At 69.8% G+C, this 18,218-nt stretch carries 12 protein-coding genes and 1 tRNA gene; 7 read left to right on the top strand and 6 right to left on the bottom strand.

Features of this window, described 5'->3' with window-relative positions; translation table 11 throughout:
- Positions 1–7: 7 nt before the first annotated feature.
- From HUT10_RS30970 to HUT10_RS30955, 4 genes are all read right to left on the bottom strand, one after another.
- Positions 8–4,873, bottom strand: a complete 4,866-nt coding sequence (locus HUT10_RS30970) for a DNA repair ATPase (RefSeq protein WP_176174418.1) — start codon at positions 4,871–4,873, stop codon at positions 8–10.
- Positions 4,870–6,879, bottom strand: coding sequence for a flotillin family protein (locus tag HUT10_RS30965; RefSeq protein ID WP_176174417.1), 2,010 nt, complete (start codon positions 6,877–6,879; stop codon positions 4,870–4,872). Before HUT10_RS30965 ends, HUT10_RS30970 begins: the two co-directional genes overlap by 4 nt.
- A 6-nt stretch (positions 6,880–6,885) precedes the next feature.
- Positions 6,886–7,455, bottom strand: a complete 570-nt coding sequence (locus HUT10_RS30960) for a hypothetical protein (RefSeq protein WP_176174416.1) — start codon at positions 7,453–7,455, stop codon at positions 6,886–6,888.
- A 378-nt stretch (positions 7,456–7,833) separates the two neighbouring features.
- The gene (locus HUT10_RS30955) at positions 7,834–8,496 is read right to left on the bottom strand and encodes a hypothetical protein (RefSeq protein ID WP_176174415.1); all 663 of its coding nucleotides are present in this window, start codon (positions 8,494–8,496) and stop codon (positions 7,834–7,836) included.
- A 240-nt stretch (positions 8,497–8,736) separates the two neighbouring features.
- Here HUT10_RS30955 and HUT10_RS30950 point away from each other — a divergent pair, with 240 nt between their 5' ends.
- Positions 8,737–9,060, top strand: a complete 324-nt coding sequence (locus HUT10_RS30950; protein WP_176169280.1) for a hypothetical protein — start codon at positions 8,737–8,739, stop codon at positions 9,058–9,060.
- 80 nt (positions 9,061–9,140) lie between these two features.
- Here HUT10_RS30950 and HUT10_RS30945 read toward each other — a convergent pair.
- Positions 9,141–9,213, bottom strand: a tRNA-Thr gene (locus HUT10_RS30945).
- A gap of 168 nt (positions 9,214–9,381) precedes the next feature.
- Here HUT10_RS30945 and HUT10_RS30940 point away from each other — a divergent pair.
- The 6 genes from HUT10_RS30940 (at position 9,382) to HUT10_RS30915 (ending at position 17,564) form a co-directional block, all read left to right on the top strand.
- A complete protein-coding gene (locus HUT10_RS30940; protein WP_176174414.1) occupies positions 9,382–10,881 on the top strand; it encodes a threonine/serine exporter ThrE family protein in 1,500 nt (499 codons plus the stop codon).
- An 82-nt stretch (positions 10,882–10,963) separates the two neighbouring features.
- The gene (locus HUT10_RS30935; RefSeq protein WP_176174413.1) at positions 10,964–12,406 is read left to right on the top strand and encodes a trehalose-6-phosphate synthase; all 1,443 of its coding nucleotides are present in this window, start codon (positions 10,964–10,966) and stop codon (positions 12,404–12,406) included.
- A gap of 36 nt (positions 12,407–12,442) precedes the next feature.
- Positions 12,443–14,974 carry a trehalose-phosphatase gene (gene otsB, locus HUT10_RS30930; protein ID WP_176174412.1) on the top strand — a complete coding sequence of 844 codons (2,532 nt, stop codon included), beginning with the start codon at positions 12,443–12,445 and terminating at the stop codon, positions 14,972–14,974.
- A gap of 87 nt (positions 14,975–15,061) precedes the next feature.
- Positions 15,062–15,589: a hypothetical protein gene (locus HUT10_RS30925; protein WP_176174411.1), complete on the top strand. Its 528-nt coding sequence runs from the start codon at positions 15,062–15,064 to the stop codon at positions 15,587–15,589.
- A 94-nt stretch (positions 15,590–15,683) separates the two neighbouring features.
- Positions 15,684–16,250, top strand: a complete 567-nt coding sequence (locus HUT10_RS30920) for a helix-turn-helix transcriptional regulator (RefSeq protein ID WP_176174410.1) — start codon at positions 15,684–15,686, stop codon at positions 16,248–16,250.
- A gap of 48 nt (positions 16,251–16,298) precedes the next feature.
- Positions 16,299–17,564 (top strand): S9 family peptidase, encoded by a 1,266-nt coding sequence (locus HUT10_RS30915; protein ID WP_176178106.1) that lies wholly within the window; start codon positions 16,299–16,301, stop codon positions 17,562–17,564.
- On the opposite strand, the gene HUT10_RS30910 is transcribed toward HUT10_RS30915, so the two are convergent.
- On the bottom strand, positions 17,561–18,154 hold the full coding sequence (locus HUT10_RS30910; RefSeq protein ID WP_176174409.1) for a C39 family peptidase: 594 nt from the start codon (positions 18,152–18,154) through the stop codon (positions 17,561–17,563). The two genes, HUT10_RS30915 and HUT10_RS30910, sit on opposite strands and share 4 nt — an antisense overlap.
- Between the last annotated feature and the right edge of the window lie 64 nt (positions 18,155–18,218).

The following is an 18,218-nucleotide window of genomic DNA, read 5'->3' as shown; positions in this document are numbered from 1 at the left end:
AAAGCAATTACGCGTCTTCCCGCGCCAGCCGCTGCGCCGCGCGCCCGATCGCCGTTTCCACCGCGCCCACCCGATCGGCCAGCAGGCCCACCGCGCCGACCGCCCGGCTCATCGGGTCCTCGCCGTCCCCGCCCAGCGCCCGCTCCCGCAGGTACGCGGCCTTGACCTCGGCCCACCGCTGAGCCTGCGAAGCCGACAGCCGTCCCCGCAGCTCCGCCAGTTTGAGCAGGTTGGCCTCGGCGCCCGAGGTCAGCGTCTGCGCCTCGCCGGCGTAGTGGTCGTCGATCAGGGCCTCGAGTTCCGCGTCGGCCATCGCCGGCACGATCCGCTCGGCGAGCTTGTTCATGTTCCGGTACGAACCCTGCAGCTGGAACGGCGGTTCGGTGCGCGAGGCCTCCGCCTGCGCCGCCGAGGCGATGTACGCCTGGTTGTTCGCCAGCACCGTCCGCTGCACCCGCAGGAGCTTCCGGAGCACGGCCAGGACCTGCTCCAGCTCCGGCGCCGAGTACGCGTGGGAAAGCTGGTCCGCGCGCACCGAACCGTCGCCGCGGGCCATCCGGACCAGAACGTCCACATCGGACCGATCACGGGACACGAGCGGCGCCAGCACGGCGTTCGACGTCAGCGCGTTCTCCACGTAGCTCAGCGCGAAGAGCTCCTCCTTACCGGACAGCACGTCGCCGAGGTTCCACACGTCCGCGCGGTTGGCGAGCATGTCGGGGATGCGGAACCGCTTGCCCTGCTCGGTGTACGGGTTGCCGGCCATGCACACGGCGAACCGCTTGCCGCGCAGGTCGTACGTCCGCGTGCGGCCTTCCCAGACGCCTTCCATCCGCCGCTGCGCGTCGCACAGCGAGATGAACTTCTGCAGCAGTTCCGGCGATGTGTGCTGGATGTCGTCCAGGTAGAGCAGCACGTTGTTGCCCTGCTCCAGCGCGAACGAGATCTTCTCGACCTCCTGCCGCGCGGTCGCGTTCGGCGCGTCGGCCGGGTCGACCGAGGTGACGTCGTGGCCCAGCGCCGGCCCGTTGACCTTCACGAAGACCAGCCCGAGGCGGCTGGCGACGTACTCCATCAGCGTCGTCTTGCCGTAGCCCGGCGGCGAGATGAGCAGCAGCAGCCCGGACTGGTCGGTGCGCTTGGCGTCCCCGGCCGCGCCGAGCTGCTTGGCCAGGTTGTCGCCGATCAGCGGCAGGTAGACCTCGTCGAGCAGCCGGTTGCGCACGAACGCGCTCATCACCTTCGGCTGGTACTCGCCGAGCCGGAGCCGGTCGCGCTCGGCCGCCACGAGCTCGTTGCGCAGCCGCTGGTAGGCGCGGAAAGCCGGGACGCGGTCCCGCCGGAAGCGGTGCGTCCTGGCGAGGGTCTCGTCGAGCCGCAGCGTCATCGACCGGCCGGTGATCCGCGGGTGCGCGCCGAGCAGGCCGTCCACAGTGGTCGTCAGGGTGGCCGACGAGTCGTACCGCGGCAGGTCGCACAGCTCGATCGCGACGGCCTCGGGCATTTCGTCGGCCGGCAGCCCGGACGCGGCCGCGAACGACCGCAGCCAGGCGTCGGCGAGCTGGTAGCGGTCCGCCAGTGCGTCGAGCGAGCGCAGGTCCTCGGCGAAGCTGCGCCGATCGAGCCGGAACTTGTCCAGCAGCGCCCGCGCCCCGCCGCTGGTGACGAACCCGGGCGGGGTGGCGGCCAGCTCTTCGACCAGGTACTCCCCGGCGAACTCGGTGTCGAGCCCGAGCCCGCCGGTGAACGCCGTGACCGCGTCCCCGAGTTCCCTCGCCAGCGCGTCCATCGCCGGGGTGGCGCCGAACGCCTCCCGCACCCGCGCGAGCGACGCGGCCCGCGTCGTCCAGGCGGCGCGCGCCCGCTCCTCGGCGCCGAACGCCCAGAACAGCTGGGCCGCCGCCCGGGCTCCGGGCGGGTAGCGCAGCAGCCCGGCGGCGGACCGCAGCCGCAGCAGGGCGGCCAGGATCGCCGCGGCGTCGTGGTCGTGCACCCCGCGCGCGTACCCCTCGTCGTAGCGTTCGCCCGCCACGCTCCGCACGACGTCGAGCAGCTCGGCTTCGACCAGGTCGGCGGCCGGCCGTCCGGCGAGGATCGACGTCGCCAGGTACTCGGCCCGGTAGACCTCCGGCGACTCCGAGACCAGCAGCTGGTCCCAGTACGGCCGCGTCGCCTCGAACGCGGGATCGCGCACCGCCGCCCGGTAGTCGGTGCCGGTGATCGCGAACTTCATCGAGCCGTCGTGCGGCACCAGCGTCAGGTCGACGTCCTGGGTGTTGACGGCGAAGGTGTGCCGGCCGAGGCGGATCGTCTCGCCGCCGTCGCCGTAGAGGTCGAGCCGGTCGCGCAGGGCCCGGCCGGCCTCTTGGCGCGCCGCCTTCACCCGGCCGTCGAGCTCCTCGGCCCGCACCTGGTCGCCGAGCGCCCGCAGGTCCTCGACGACGCTGCGCAGCTTCGAGACCATCGGATCGGCCGCGAAATAGGTGTTGATCTCCTCGGCCGAGCCCAGCGCACCGGCCCGGCGCGTCACGCTGCCGAGGATGCGTTCGGCCGAGGAGACCAGCCGGTCCGCCCGCCGCGCCCGCTCGTCGAGCAGCGCCTGCTTGCGCGAGGAGAACGCCTCGTAGACGTCGGTGCGCTGCTGGCCGAGCGAGGCCAGGAAGTCGTCGAACTCCCCGAACCGCGATTCGAGGTTCTCCAGCTGCAGCAGCAGCCGGCCCAGCTGCTCGTCGCAGCGTTCCGGGGTGTCGGCGACCGCGAGCCCGCCCGTGACGGCCTGCGCGAGCAGCGCGAACTCGGCCGCGAACTCCGCCCGGCCCTCGGCCTCCAGGAGCTCCTTGCGCCGCGCGTCGAGCGTCGCCCGCGCGCGGTTGACCGCGCCGATCACCTCGCCGATGCGCTCCAGGATCTTCGTCCGGACCACGGCGTCGGCGATGTCCAGCCCGCCCACGACGTCGGTGAGCACCTCCAGGCCGGCGGACTGCTCGTCGAGCCGCTCGGTGACCGGGCCGGCCTCGGCGACGGTCTTGATCGCGCCCGCCGCGGCGATGAGCCCGGCCACCTCGGCGTGGTAGCCGGTGAACGCCTCCTCGCCCTGCAGGAACCGCACGGCCCGCTGCGCGGCCTCGGCGAACTCGGTGTCCAGGTCCGCGATCAGGGTGTCCACGCGGGCGGTGTCGGCGTACCGCAGCTCCCGCACGGTGACCAGCCGCCCGCGCGCCCGGTGCATCTCGGCGAGGCGGCGCACCCACGCGTCGGCCGCGTTCACCGCCTCGCCCCGCACCCGCCGCACGAGCGACGCGGTCTCGGCCGCCGCCGTGTCGACGGCCTCGGCCGCCTGCGCGGTGAGCGAGGTGACCGTCTCGAACTCGTCGAGCACCTGCTCGGCGGTGACGCGGACGTCGGACAGCGGCGAGCGCAGGTCACCCAGCTCGCTCTCGCCGAGCCAGTGGTAGTGGTCGAAGACGCGGGCGCAGGCGGCGATCAGCGCCTCGAACACCGCCGCCGACGGCGCCATCTCCCCGATCATCCTGGCGACCGACAGGCAGTCGGAAATGCCGCGGACGAGGTCGGCGTTCCCGACCCGCTCCAGCGGCCCGGTGCCGGCCGGCTGCGACGCCGCGTAGGTGTCCGACTGGAACGGCGTCCGCCACACCTGCATCGGGTGCACCCGGCTCGGCTCGTCCGACAGCGCGCGGAACAGGATCATCGTGCCGTCGTCGAACAGCGAGTACCCGTGGCAGGGGATCGGGTTGGCGACCTCCTTGCGGATCACGTTGTAGGGCAGCAGGAGCGAGCGGCCCTCGGCCCGCGCGTGGAAGACGTACAGCACGTCTTCGCCGTTGGGCGAACGGATCACGCGCTCGAATTCGAGACCGTCCACAGTGGTGTCGAACGTCTTGCTGACCCCGGTGTCGAGGTAGTAGCCGCCAGGGAAGATGATCCCGTGGTCCTCGGGCAGCCGCTGGCACGCCTGCCCGATGCCGTCGAGCCGCACGACGTCCTGCGTGCGGGTGTTGAACACCAGGTAGCGGTAGTCGGTTTCCTTGTACGGCAGCATGCGCAGCAGGATCAGCGGGCCGATCCGGGCGTAGGCGACCTCGGCGTCGGCGAGGCTCTGCAGCGGCTCGTCCACCGGCTCGGCGTAGACCCCGGCGCCGGTCTCGGTGTTGTTCTCGACCTTGACCGTCAGGTTGCCGCCGACGGTCTCGACGAAGACCTCGTCCTCGATCGAGATGTGCGGGTGCCGGCCGAGGACGTGGTCCTCGCGGGTCGTTTCGATCCACTCGAAGTCGTGCGACGGCGGGAAGACGTGGTCGCGCTCGCCGCGGCTGTCCAGGTAGGACACCGTGCCGTCGGCCGCGACGCCCCACCGCAGCACCCGGATGTCCTCGGTGCGCGGGCCGATCTGGAACACCGCGAGCAGCTTCCCGTCCAGCCGGCGCAGCTGCAGCAGCTTCGCCTGCCGGTAGTACCGGTACAGCTCGCCGAAGTCGCGCTCGAAGTGCTCGTCACGCAGCAGCTCGGGCAGTTCCTCCGCGCTGACGTCGTCGAAGCGGAACGCGTCCCCGTCGCGGCTGAAGCGCTGCAGCGAGAAGACGTCGTCGATCGCCGTCTCGGGCTTCAGGCCGATGAAGACGTTGTAGCCGAACAACATCCGGCCGTCGACGGCGACGATGTCCCGTGGCACGCAGTTGTTGGCGGTGCGGATGCGCTCGGTGCCGACCAGCGCGAGCTGCGCGCTGCCGAACACCTCCAGCCGCCGGGCGTTGAGCTCGTCCGCGCGTTTCGCCAGCTCGGCGGCCTGGGCGGCCAGCCGGGCGCGGAGCACCTCATAGGTGCCCGCGTCCAGCTGCGTCTCGGCCGTCGTCACTGCTTCGCGGCGACGACGGTGGCGACCGACGTCTCGGCCAGGCCGAGCCGCTGCGCCGTGGTCATCAGCTCACGGAGCTTGTCGCTGTCCGGGCCGCCGGCCTGCAGCTGCTTCGCCAGGAAGGCCGACAGCGTCAGGTTCTTCACGTCCTCGGTGCTGACCGCGCCGATCAGCTTGGCGAGGTCGTCGGTGAAGCTGGCCGACCCGTCGACGTACGGCCGCGCGAGCGCCCCGACGACGTCGGAGTGCTGCACGAAGCCGTCCACGCTCTTGCCGAGGCCGATCGAGCCGACGATCCGGTCGAAGAACGTGGTCTCGCCGCCGACGATGTCGATGTCGGCCTTCTCCAGGCCGGCGCTGAGCACGACCGCCTGCGCTTCGGCGACGTCCCGCTGCACATCGAGCGCGGCCAGCCGGATCTCCTTCTCGGCGTCCAGCCGCAGCCGGTACTCCTCGTGCTCCCGGCTCGCGTTGTCGAGCGCGGCCAGCGCGGCGGCCTTCTCGGTGAGGCCCTCGGCCTCGCCCTTCAGCTTGTCGCGCAACGCCTCGGCGACGACGACGGCCTTCTCGCGCTCGACGATCGCCTCCGCGCGGCCGACCTTCTCCAGCGCGACGGCGTCGCGCTCCCGGACCTGCGCGGCGGCGAGCCCGGCGGCGGCCTCCTCGGCCTGGATACCTTCGGCGAGCCGGATCTTCGCCCGCGTCTCCAGCTCGGCGGCCTGCTGGCGCGCCTCGGCGAGGGTCAGCTCCTCGCGGGCCTTGAACTTGGCGGCCTGCTCCGCGGCCTCGGCGGCCTTGATCCCCTTGACCAGGTTCTCCTGCGCTTCGGCCTCGGCGCGGATGACGACCGCCTCGCGGGTGCGCTGGGCCTCCTCGACCACGCGCAGCTTCTTGATGTTCTCTTCCTGCTCGGCGACGGTCTTCTCGACGGCGATCCGCTCCCGGACCACCTCGGCGATCGACCGCTTTTCGGTTTCGAGTTCCTTGTCCTTGGCGATCCGGGACAGCTCGGTCTCCCGCTCGCGGCCGATCACCTCGAGCAGGCGGTCCTTTTCGATCCGCTCGGACTCGATGGCGATGACGCGTTCGCGGTTCTTGCCTGCGACCTCGATCTCGCGCTGCTGGTTCTGCTGCTGGATGCCGAGCTGCTCGTCGGTGCGCAGCTGCGCGGCTTGCGACTTGAGCCGCTCCTCGGCCTGCACCTTGGCGATTTCCGCCTCTTCGCGCGCCCGCATGGTCTCGATTTCGCGGCGCTGCTTGATTTCGGCGTCGGCCTGGCGGCGCTGGAGTTCGAGGATCGCTTCCCGCGCGTCCACGTTCTGGCGGGTGATCTCCTTTTCTTCGTGGCGGCGGAATTCGTTGGTGCGCACGTGCTCGATCGCCGTCAGCTCGGTGATCTTGCGGATGCCCTGCGCGTCCAGGATGTTCGCGGCGTCGAGCGACGCCATCGGGGTCTGCTCGAGGTAGTCGATCGCCGCGTCCTCCAGGCTGTAGCCGTTGAGGTCGGTGCCGATGACGCGGATGATCTGGTCGCGGAACTCGTTGCGCTTGGTGTAGAGGTCGACGAAGTCGAGCTGCTTGCCCACGGTTTTCAGGGCTTCGGAGAACTTGGCGTTGAACAGTTCCTGCAGGGTGCCCTGGTCACTGGCGCGTTCGGTGCCGATCGCCTGCGCGACCTTCACGACGTCCTCGACGGTCTTGTTGACCCGGACGAAGAACGAGATCCGGATGTCGGCGCGGATGTTGTCGCGGCAGATCAGGCCTTCCTGGCCGGTCCGCTCGATGTCGATCGTCTTCACCGAGATGTCCATGACCTCGGACTTGTGCAGCACGGGCAGCACGACCGCACCGGTGAAGGTGACGTCGACCTTGCGCACCTTCGAGACGATGAGTGCCTTGCCCTGCGGCACTTTCCGGAACAACCGGCTCACGACGAACACGGCGACGAGCAGGATCAGGACCACGACGGCGATCAACACGCCGGCCCCCAGGCCGATGGCATCCATTCCAGTTCAGTCCTTTTCTGCTTCGAGTTCCAAGGGGCTCACCCAGAAGAACTCACCCGCGAAGTCGTAGTCATAGAGGACAACGCGGCTGCCGACGCCGAGGTTGCCTCCGCCGGCCAGTCGAATCTGGACGATCGCCGACGACCCGTCGGCGGCGGTGGCTTCGGCCTGCCCGAAGTCCTCGCTGACGCTGGAAGTCCGCACGACGGCGACCCGCCCGACGAAGTCCTGCCGCGTCGGTTCGGCCCCGGCGAAGACCCGCCGGAGGGGCACGATGATCAGCCGCGTCCCGACCGCCCCACCCACGAGGGCGGCGAGCAGGACACCGAACCCGAGCAGGACCCGCAGCGGTGCGCCGTCGATGAGGACGGTGCCGGCGAGGCTGAGGAACCAGCTGAAGGCCACGAACAGCGACAGCGAGATGGACAAGGGCACCCCGCCGAAGAACCCGATCTCCCCGTCTTCGAGGTCGAAGACCCCGACCAGGGCGAGCACCCAGTACCCGACGACAAGGACCAGAAGAAAGCTGAAGAGCACGGCAGGGAACCCCAGCGCCGCGGCGACGAATCCGCTCATCGTTTCCATCCCCCATGGAAGGCCCGGCGAGCGCAGGGCCGTGGCCAGCGAATATACCGGGGAGGAGGGGTGGCGGAGGCGCAATTCGGACACGAAGCGGTCACGCGGTGGGGCGGCGGGAGGGTGTTCGAGGAGCCGGCAAGGGGGCTCGAACACCCTGACCTTCTGTTTACAAGCTGTCGGCGGGCGCGTCCTTGATGGTCTTTGTTCAGGTCAGGGGGCCGGCGGAGTACCAGGCACCCCGCTGCCGACACCCCGAACCAGCCCCCACCGCGGCTTGACAACTAGATAGGGCCCCGGCCATGGCCGAAGTCCTCGCCAGCGCCCTCGTCGAAACCTTCTCCGGCGAACCACCCGAACCCGCAGGATAAATTCTTCTCAGTAGTAACGCCAGCTTGCGGCAGCCAACAATAACCCGCTAAGCGCTATAAGTAGACCAAGGAAGATAACGATGCGATTGATACTCCCGCGCATGTCGTCTAATCCTGACGACTCCGTATCCACCTCTACGTCAACGATCGCACACTTCGGCTGCCATGTCGGCTTTCCGTCCACCAGAAGACTGTAGGAAAGAGTCTGCTTGCGCTTGATCAGAGACGGCTGCATGACCAGCGCAGTGCCGCTGATTGCCACCTCGGGCATCGGCTCAACACCCGAAGTCCCAGACGACGACGCGTTAAGTTGGCCTACGATCTCAACTCCGACGTCGAGCGTGATCGGACCGTCAAAACTCGATCGCGGGATGTCGCGTCGGCCACGGTTCGAGACATTCACCGTCACCAAATGCGGATTCTGCAATTCTTGATCGCCTTGCAGGACTTTGATCCCGAGCGTCTTGCTAGCAATGTGAACCATTGACGCCACACCCGACTGATATAAGTGCAGCCGACGACGCGGGTTGGCAGAGCGGTAGGTGGCGACGATTGCGCCGACGCCCATGATAGCCGCCACCACTATGCCAGCAATTGTCAAGAACGTACCTGAGGTGTACCAGTGATCAACATCCGGCGCCGTCTGGGCCATGCCGCTTGTCGGATACATGTCGTGTATCGAACTACAACAGTGGCGCATTGAAAACGAGCTTTCGCCGGATGCTCGCCGCGCCAACCAGGGCCTTGTTGTTTCACGCGCATCCACGCGGCAAGGACTACCCGCACGACGAAGGGGAACGCCATGGCCTTGATTGAGACCGTTCCCAGCGAACCACTGGAACCTGCCGAGTAAGTGCAGAAATGCCCGGCCAGCTCCACTCGCACACGCGCGACCCGAGGTAGCTCTGCCATGCCCGATCTGGACACCGCGCTGTCGGCGATCGATGCCGCCATCGCCGACCCCGACAGCGGCACCCGCATGGTCTGCGGACACTGCGGAGTGGCGCCGGATCACCCTCCGACGACTTCGCACCGAGACTGCCAAAGCATCCTGGGCATCACCTGGAGGGCGCTCGACTTCAAGGGCGGCGAGCCATCCATCGTCGTCGCGGCCCTGGAGAAGCGCCGGCAGGCGCCGTCCTGCGGCACGCAACTGGTCGACCTGGACGTACACCCGCGCGTGATCATGCGCATTCTCCGGCACGCTAAAGCGCTTGAGGGAGAGCCCGGATGATCAGCCATTGCCGTACTTCGCTGCTATCACGGCGACGCCAGAGGCCGTCCACTTCGTGGTGGATGGCCTCTGACCTGCGGAGCCGGCAAGGGGGCTCGAACCCCTGACCTTCTGTTTACAAGACAGATGCTCTACCAGCTGAGCTATACCGGCCTGGCGCCAAGACGCCGCAACCAGTGTACCGAGCCGCTCGCAGTGATCAGCTCAGGAGGCAAGATCAGCAGCTCCAAGCCACTATGGAGCGACGTGGTCGACGCCACTGCAACGGTCGGCAGGCGGCTGTCGATGGTCCGAGGGACAGAGCGAGGAGGTGGATGGATCATGAAGATCAACGAGCGCACCAACGGGGGCCGGGCGACCAGATGGCCAGTCCTCGAACCTCCCGCGCAACGGCCGAGGGCCCACCGTCCGAACCTCCTCAAAAGAAGGCCTTGGCACGTCCTCGAAGCTCCGACCGGGGAGTTCCCCGCCGTCGACGCCGGCGAGGCCATGGGGCCGCAGCTGCCCGATGAAGCCACCGTCAACTTCGTGCTCGACCTCTCCCTGCGCATCGGTGAGGTGCAGATGGCCAGTGGGGCAGGCGCGTCGGACGTCACCGCGACCATTCTCGCCATCGCGGGCGCGCTCGGGCTGCCGCACTGCGAGGTCGACGTCATCTTCACCTCGATCACCGTCACCTGCCACCGCGGTACCGACCTCACCCCGATCACCGCGCTGCGGGTCGTGCGGAGCCGGAGCCTCGACTACACGCGGCTGACCGAGACCGAAAAGCTCGTCCGCAAGATCGTCCGCGGGCACATGGGGGCCGAGCAGGCGCAGACCGAGCTGGAGCGGATCACCTCCGCTCCGCACCCCTACCCGCGCTGGGTCGCCACGCTTTCCTGGGGCGGGGTCGCCGCCTTCGTCACCATCCTGCTCGGCGGGGGCTTCGACATCGCGCTCGTCGCCTTCGTCATCAGCGGGGTCATCGACCGGGTCGGGCGGGTGGTGAACCGCTACGGGCTGCCGTTCTTCTTCCAGCAGGTGATCGGGGGCCTGGTCGCCACGCTCTCGGCCATGGTCATCGTCAGCAGCAACGTCCTGACCACCGACAAGCCGACACTGGTCGTCGCGGCCGCGGTCACCGTGCTGCTGTCCGGGCTGTCCACCGTCTCGGCCGTGCAGGACGCCATCACCGGCTACAACGTCACCGCCGCCGGCCGGACCATGGAGACCGCGCTGATGTCGGCCGGCCTGATCGCCGGGGTCGTGCTCGCGCTGCGGATCGCCGTCATGCTCGGCCTGCCGCGCACGCCGCTGCCCGAGGTGCCCGGTTCGACGCCGCAGCAGCTGCCGCTCGTCGTGCTCGGCGGGGCCGGCGCCGCCGCCTGCTTCGCGCTCGCGAGCTACTCCAAGATGCGCGCCATGCTGGTCGCCGCGGCCGCGGGTGGCATCGGCGCCGCCGTCTACGGCTCCCTCATGCTCGCCAAGCTGGACGGCGTCAGCTCGTCCGCGGTGGCCGCGACGCTGGTCGGGTTCTGCGGTGGCGTGCTCGCGCGGCGGCTCGGCGTTACTCCACTGGTGGTCGCCGTGTCCGGGATCACTCCGCTGCTTCCCGGCCTGTCGACCTACCGTGGTCTGTATCAGATCGGCGTCGAGCCCAGTGGCAACATCTCCACGCTCATGACGGCCGTCGCAATCGGGCTTGCCCTGGCAGCGGGCGTGGTACTCGGCGAATGGCTGGCCCAGCCGGTGCGTACCGGACTGGGCCGGCTCGAGCGGCGGTTCGCCGGACCTCGCATGGCTGGTCCGCTCGAACCGACCGAACGGAGCTTGGAGTAACACCGCGGTCACCGAATGTTCATCGCTCACGCGATAGGGTTTCACTCTGGGGCCGCGACCCAGGACGCGAGGAGCAGGCGACGTGAGTGACCAGAAGGAGAACGGGAACCAGGCCGATTTCGTCGTGGTGGCGAACCGGCTACCGGTGGACCTCGAACGCACTTCCGAGGGCGAACGCCGGTGGACGGCCAGTCCGGGCGGGCTGGTGTCGGCGCTGGAGCCGTTCCTGCGGTCGAGGAAGGGCGCCTGGGTCGGCTGGCCCGGCGTGCCGGACGTCGACGTCGAGGAGTTCGACGACGACGGACTGGTGCTGCACCCGGTTTCGTTGAGCGCCGACGAAGTCCGCGACTACTACGAAGGTTTCTCCAACGCGACGCTCTGGCCGCTCTACCACGACGTCGTCGAGCGCCCGGTGTTCGACCGCGCGTGGTGGAACAGCTACGTCAAGGTGAACCGCCGGTTCGCGCAGGCCAGCGCCGAGGTCGCCGCCCAGGGCGCGACCGTGTGGATCCAGGACTACCAGCTGCAGCTGGTGCCGGCGATGCTGCGCGAGCTGCGGCCGGACCTGCGCATCGGCTTCTTCCTGCACATCCCGTTCCCGCCGGTCGAGCTGTTCATGCAGATGCCGTGGCGCGCGGCGATCATCCGCGGCCTGACCGGCGCCGACCTGGTCGGCTTCCACCGCCCGGGCGGGGCGCAGAACTTCCTGTGGCTGTGCCGCCAGCTGATCGGCCTCGAGTCGACCCGCGGCGCGGTCGGCGTCCGGTCGCGGCCGGGCACCATGCAGGTCGGCGACCGGACCGTGCGGGTCGGCGCCTTCCCCATCTCCATCGACGCCGCCGGCCTCGACAGCCTCGCCCGCACCAAGGGCGTCCAGGAGCGGGCCGCGCAGCTGCGGCGCGACCTCGGCAACCCGAAGACGGTCCTGCTCGGCGTCGACCGGCTCGACTACACCAAGGGCATCGACCTGCGGCTGCAGGCGCTGCACGAGCTGCTGCACGAGGGGAGGCTGCAGCCGGACGACGTCACGTTCGTGCAGCTCGCCACCCCGAGCCGGGAGCGCGTCGAGCACTACCAGCGGATGCGCGGCGAGATCGAGCAGATGGTCGGCCGGATCAACGGCGAGTTCGCCCGGGTGGGCCACCCGGTCGTGCACTATTTGCACCAGTCCGTGGACCGCACCGAACTGGCCGGCTTCTTCTCGGCTGCCGATGTCATGGTGGTGACGCCGCTGCGCGACGGGATGAACCTGGTGTGCAAGGAGTACGTCGCCGCGCGGCACGATCTGGGCGGAGCGCTGGTGCTTTCCGAGTTCGCGGGTGCGGCCGCCGAGCTCTCTAGCGCATTCCTCGTGAACCCCCACGACCTGGACGGGGTGAAGGACGCACTAGTGGCTGCCATTACCCTCGACCCGGCAGAGGGCCGTCGCCGGATGCGCGCCATGCGTCGCCAGGTCCTCACGCACGATGTCGATCGTTGGGCGCGCTCCTTCCTACAGGCTCTGGGTGCCGAGGCGGTCGACTGACCCGAACGACCACGCACGAGCTCCCGAGGAGGAGTGTTGACTGCCGAGGCCCTGCCCGCCGAGCTACGGCGCGCGATCGTGCAGATCGCCCGTACTCCGCGTCTGCTGGTCGCCTGCGACTACGACGGCACGCTGGCGCCCATCACGCTCAACCCGGACGAGGCACGCCCGCTGCCCGAGTCCGTCGGGGCCCTCAGATCGCTCGCCGGTCTGCACGAGACCACCACGGCGGTCATCTCCGGCCGGGCGCTGCGGGACCTGGCCACGCTCTCGCGGCTGCCCTCCGAGGTGAACCTCGTCGGCAGCCACGGCTCGGAGTTCGACATCGGCTTCATCCACGCCCTCGACGAGCACGCGCGGGAGCTGCACCGGCGGCTGGAGTCCGAGCTCGAACAACTCGTGCTGGACGTCCCGGGCGTGTCGCTCGAGGTCAAGCCGGCGAGCATCGCGGTGCACGTCCGCCGCGCCGAGCACGAGGCGGGCCGCCGGGTGCTCGCCGACGTGCACGCCGGGCCGTCCACCTGGGAGGGCGTGTCGACCACCGACGGCAAGGAGGTGGTCGAGCTGGCGGTCGTCCAAACGGACAAGGGCCGCGCACTGGACATCCTCCGCCACCAGGTGGGCGCCACGGCGGCGATCTTCCTCGGCGACGACGTCACCGACGAGAAGGCCTTCGCCCGGCTGTCCGGCCCCGACCTGGGCATCAAGGTCGGCGACGGCGAGACCCTCGCCGGGTTCCGGGTGCCCGACACCGTCGACGTCGCCCTCGTGCTCGGCTTCCTGCTCGAGGAGCGCCGCAACTGGCTGTACGGCGAGTCGGCCCCGCCGATCGAGCGGCTGTCGATGCTGGCGAACGAGCGCTCGGTCGCGCTGGTGACGCCGGACGCGAAGCTGACCTGGCTCTGCCACCCCGGCCCGGACGCGCCCGCGGTGTTCGCCGACCTGCTCGGCGGCGAGGGGGCGGGCCACTTCTCCATCAAGCCGCACCGCAACGGCCTCCCGCTCGGCCAGCGCTACCTGCCGAACACGATGACGGTCGAGACGCGCTGGTCGCGCCTGCTCGTCACCGACTACCTGGAGCCGGAGAGCGCGCCGCACCGCACCGACCTGGTGCGCGTGATCTCGGGCGAGGCGGTGGCGAGCGTCAAGTTCGCGCCGCGGCCCGAGTTCGGCGGCGTGCCGGTGAAGCTCGAGGTCACCGACGGCGGCGTGCGGGTGCTCGGCACGTCCGAGCCGTTCGTGCTCTACTCGCCGGGCGTCGAGTGGACCATCACCTCCGACGGCCTGCACGACACCGCGTCCGCGCTGGTGCAGCCGACGCCGACCCAGCCGGTCGTGCTGGAGCTGCGCTGCGGCACCACCGACCTCGGCCCGCACGAACTGTCCGAAGTGGAACGCCGGGACCGCGCGGGCCGCTACTGGAGCGAGTGGACGTCGAAGCTGCAGCTGCCCAAGGTGCAGACCGACCTGGTGCTGCGCTCGGCGCTGACGCTGCGCGGCCTGGTCAACACCGACACCGGCGGCGTGCTGGCGGCGGCGACGTCGTCGCTGCCGGAGGAGATCGGCGGCGTCCGCAACTGGGACTACCGCTACTGCTGGATCCGCGACGCCGCGATGACCGTGCGGGAGCTCGTGCACCTGGGCTCGCTCGAAGAGGCCGAGGGCTACCTGCGCTGGCTGCACGGCGTGCTCGCCACGCTGGCCGGCCCGGAGCGCCTGCACCCGCTGTACACCCTCGCCGGCAGCGTCATCGGCGCCGAAGCGGTCATCGAATCGCTGCCCGGTTACGCCGGTTCGCGCCCGGTCCGCGTCGGCAACCTGGCGAACCACCAGGTGCAGCTGGACGTCTTCGGCCCGGTCGTCGAGCTCGTCCGGACGCTCGCCGAGGCGCGCCACGAGCTGCGTGACGAGGACTGGCAGATGGTCCGCGCGATGGCGGAAGCGGTGACGCGGCGCTGGAACGAGCCGGACCACGGGATCTGGGAGGAGCGGCACGTGCCGCGCCACCGGGTCTACTCGCGGGTGATGTGCTGGGTGACGATCGACCGCGCGATCACGCTGGGCGAGCAGTACGGCCGGGAGATCCCTGGCAACTGGCCCGGCCTGCGCGAGGAGATCAAGGCGGACGTCCTCACCCACGGCTGGAACGACGAGGTCCAGGCGTTCACCACGGCCTACGACGGCACGGACCTGGACGCGGCCTCCCTGTTCGTCGGGCTCACCGGCCTGATCGACCCGGCCGACGAGCGCTTCCAGCACACGGTGACCGCGATCGAGGCGGAGCTGCGCAGCGGGTCCACTGTGTACCGCTACCGCCGCGACGACGGCCTCCCGGGCGGCGAGGGCGGCTTCCACATCTGCGCGGCGTGGCTGATCGAGGCGTACCTGCTCACCGGGCGGCGCACCGAGGCCCAGGAGCTGTTCGACCAGATCGTGGCGGCGGCCGGCCCGACCGGCCTGCTGCCGGAGCAGTACGACCCGATCGCGGAACGGTCGCTCGGCAACCACCCGCAGGCGTATTCGCACATCGGGCTGATCCGGTGCGCCAACTTGCTGGCGACCAGTTAGCCCTTTCGGTCCGAAAGTCCGTGAAGGCCACAACAAGGGATGGTCAGTCCCTTACTGTGGCCTTCACGGCTTTCGGAGGTGAGACGGGTGCAGGGGACCTTCGGCCAGGTCGAGTTCGTGCCGCTGCCCCCGCGGTTCGCCGTCCGGGTGCGCTGGGGCTCGGTGGTCGTCGGCTGCTCGATGATCGCCGGGATGGTGCTCCTGTTCGGCCTCACGACGTTCCTCCAGGGCATCGTCCACGGCCACGCGTTCCCGGACACCCTGCTGGGCAAGGCGGCGGCGGTCCTGCCGCCGCTGGGCGTGCTGGCCATCGCGGTACTGGTCCTGACGTGCCGCCGCTGCCTCCGCGGTGACTACCTGGTGGTGGCCAGCGCGGCGGCGACCCGCAACGCGCTGCTGTTCACCTACGTGCTTACGCTGGTGCTGATCCTGGGGTCGTTCGCGGTGCCGATCGTGTTCCGGGTCTGGGCGGACAGCCCGTCCCTGCGCGCCCCGGACCTGCTCACGACGTTCTCGACGCTCGCCTTCGCCACCCTGGGTTTCCTGGCGGGCATGTTCTACGTGCGGCCCTCAGTGCAGACGCTCCGGAAGTTCAGCGACCACCCCATCTGGTAAGTCCACTTGAGACGGTTCGGCCACCGGGCACCGGTCTGCGCCGAGTTGCACAGATTTCTTTGCACAATCTTCTTTGCATGGCTACAGTGGGCTCATGACCAGCGCTCCACCACCGGAAGAGCTCGATCCGGACGCACTGAAGGCCGTCACGCACCCGCTGCGCCGCCGGATCCTCGGCGTCCTGTCGGGCGGCCCGGCCACGGCCACGAAGCTCGCCAAGGCACTGGGCGAGAACACCGGCGCGACCAGCTACCACCTGCGGGAACTGGCGCGGTTCGGGTTCGTCGAGGAAGCTCCGGAGCTCGCGCGGGGCAAGGAACGGTGGTGGCGGACGCGCCCGCGGGACATCCGCTGGCCGCGCCGCAGCGCCCAGAGCGCCGAATCCCGGGTGCTGTTCGACGACATGCAGCGCCAGGGGTTCGAGGACGACCTCGAGAAGCTCAACCGGTTCGCGGAACAGCGCGAAGAACTGCCCGGCGACTGGCCGGACGCCCTGCTCTACGCGCGCGGGGGCACCTGGCTCACCACCGAGGAGCTCAAGCAGTTCTGGGACGAGTACATGGAGCTGTTCCGCCGGTACTGGCGGAGCGAGGACGACCGGTCACCGGAAGCGCGCCGCGTGCTCGTGCGCTGGCTCGGCTTCCCTGATCCAGGGGATTGACATGACACCAGGGGGTTTTCCATGCGAAGAGGGGTTCTACCGGCCGGGGTGATCCTGGCGGTCACGGCGTTGGCGCCACCGGTTTCGGCGGCGGACGTGACCAATGACGAAGTGTCGTTCCGGAACGGCGGGGTGACCTTGCACGGCACCGTCGTCGCGCCACCCGGCGGCACGAAACTGCCGGGCCTGGTGATGGTCCACGGCTCGGGGGCGCACAGCCGGGACGACTACCGCGATCAGGCGGAAGCCTTTGCCCGGCAGGGCATCGCGACGCTCATCTACGACAAGCGCACCGAGGGCTACTCCCAGTTCGAACGGTCCTACGCCACGCTGGCGGACGACGCGCTGGCCGCGGTTTCCGCGCTGCGCAAGCGATCGGACGTCGATCCGGCCCGGGTCGGCGTCTGGGGGCTGAGCGAAGGCGGCTGGGTGGCGCCGCTGGCGGCTTCGCGTTCTCCGGACGTCGCCTTCGTCGTGACGCTGGGCGCGAACGGCGTCGAGCCGGCACGGCAGCAGTCGTGGGCGGTGGAGAACCAGTTGCGGCGGCTGGGGATGACCGGGTCGATCGTGCCGATGGCGTCGTCGACGATGCTCCGCCAGCTCGCCGGCGGCGGGGTGTTCCCGGAGCCGCACTACGACCCGGTACCGGTGCTGAAGAGCCTCCGCCAGCCGGTACTCGGGCTATGGGGCGCGAAGGACGTCCTGACGCCGCCGGGTGAAGCGGTCCGGATCTTCCGGGATTCGGTGGCCCACCACACCTTGCGGGTCTTCCCGGACGCGCAGCACCAGCTGCGCCGGACCACGGACGGCTTCGACAAGCTGCCCGGGTACGCACCCGGCTACCTCGAACTGGTGGGCAGCTGGGTGCAGCACCCGCCCGGTGCCTCGACCGCCGACGCACCGCCGCCGCAGGACCGGCAGAGCACCGCGGTGACGCCGTTGTCCTGGTACGAGCCGGCGTGGCTGCAGCTCGCCGTCCTGGTGTTGCTGCTGGTGGCGTTCGGCTCGGGACTGATCCGCCGGATCGCGCGGCCGGCCCGCTGGCTGTCGGTCACCGGGTTGCTCGCGGTGCTCGGGTTCCTGGTCGTCGACGTCGTGATCCAGCTGAGCACGGGCAAGGGGCTCGGCCCGGTGGTCGCCGGGCGGCCGCTGCCGTGGCTGGCACTGCAGCTGGTTTCACTGGGCGCGGTGGCCGCCACCATCGGCACGGCGGTGGCGTGGTGGCGGACCCGCGGGTTCCGGCTCGGCCTGCTGCTGGCCGGGGGCGTGCTGTTCGTGCCATGGGCGGTCTACTGGGGCCTGCTGGGCGTCTAGGCGGAGTAGCCCTTCGGCGGGATCAGCGTCGCGAGCTGGTTGAACGTGAGCCAGTAGATCTGGTTCCCGCCGAAGCTCGCCGGGTCGGCGATCTTGACCGTCATGTCGGAGCTGTCGTACCCGATGACGGTGAAGTAGTGGTAGACGGTGTAGTTCGGGTAGCCAGGCGGGTGGTTGTTCGCGGGCGCGACGATGTTGGCGACGATCGGGTAGCCGTTGTTGATGTCCAGCACGATGTCGCGCCACAGCAGGTCACGCTGGGCCTGGGTGGGCGGGTCGTTCGGCATCTCCTTGGTCTCGTACCAGGAGGTGCCGAGGTCCCGGTTGAGGACGCCGGTGACCTGGCCGATCCAGTCGGTGCCGTTGGTGGTGGTGCCGAGCTGGGCGGCCAGGGTGGCCTGGCTCGGCAGGTTCGACGTCCGCGCGGACATGGCGATCCGCGTGGCGGCCGGCCCGCACCAGTATCCGGTCTGCTGGACCTGGTACTGGATGTTCAGGACGGCTTCGGTGGTGGCTTGCGCCACGGCGGGCAGGGCGACGAGCCCCATGGCGGCCACGAGCGTGACGAAGCCGAGGCGGAATCTGCGCATGACGGTCCTTCCCCAGTTGTGACGCCGGTTGGCCAGCGCCTCACTTCGGGATGATCTCGGCAAG

This window comes from Amycolatopsis sp. Hca4, from assembly GCF_013364075.1.
Lineage (GTDB): Bacteria > Actinomycetota > Actinomycetes > Mycobacteriales > Pseudonocardiaceae > Amycolatopsis.
Note: the sequence above shows the minus strand (reverse complement) of the source record. Positions and strands in the feature narration are given on the sequence as shown.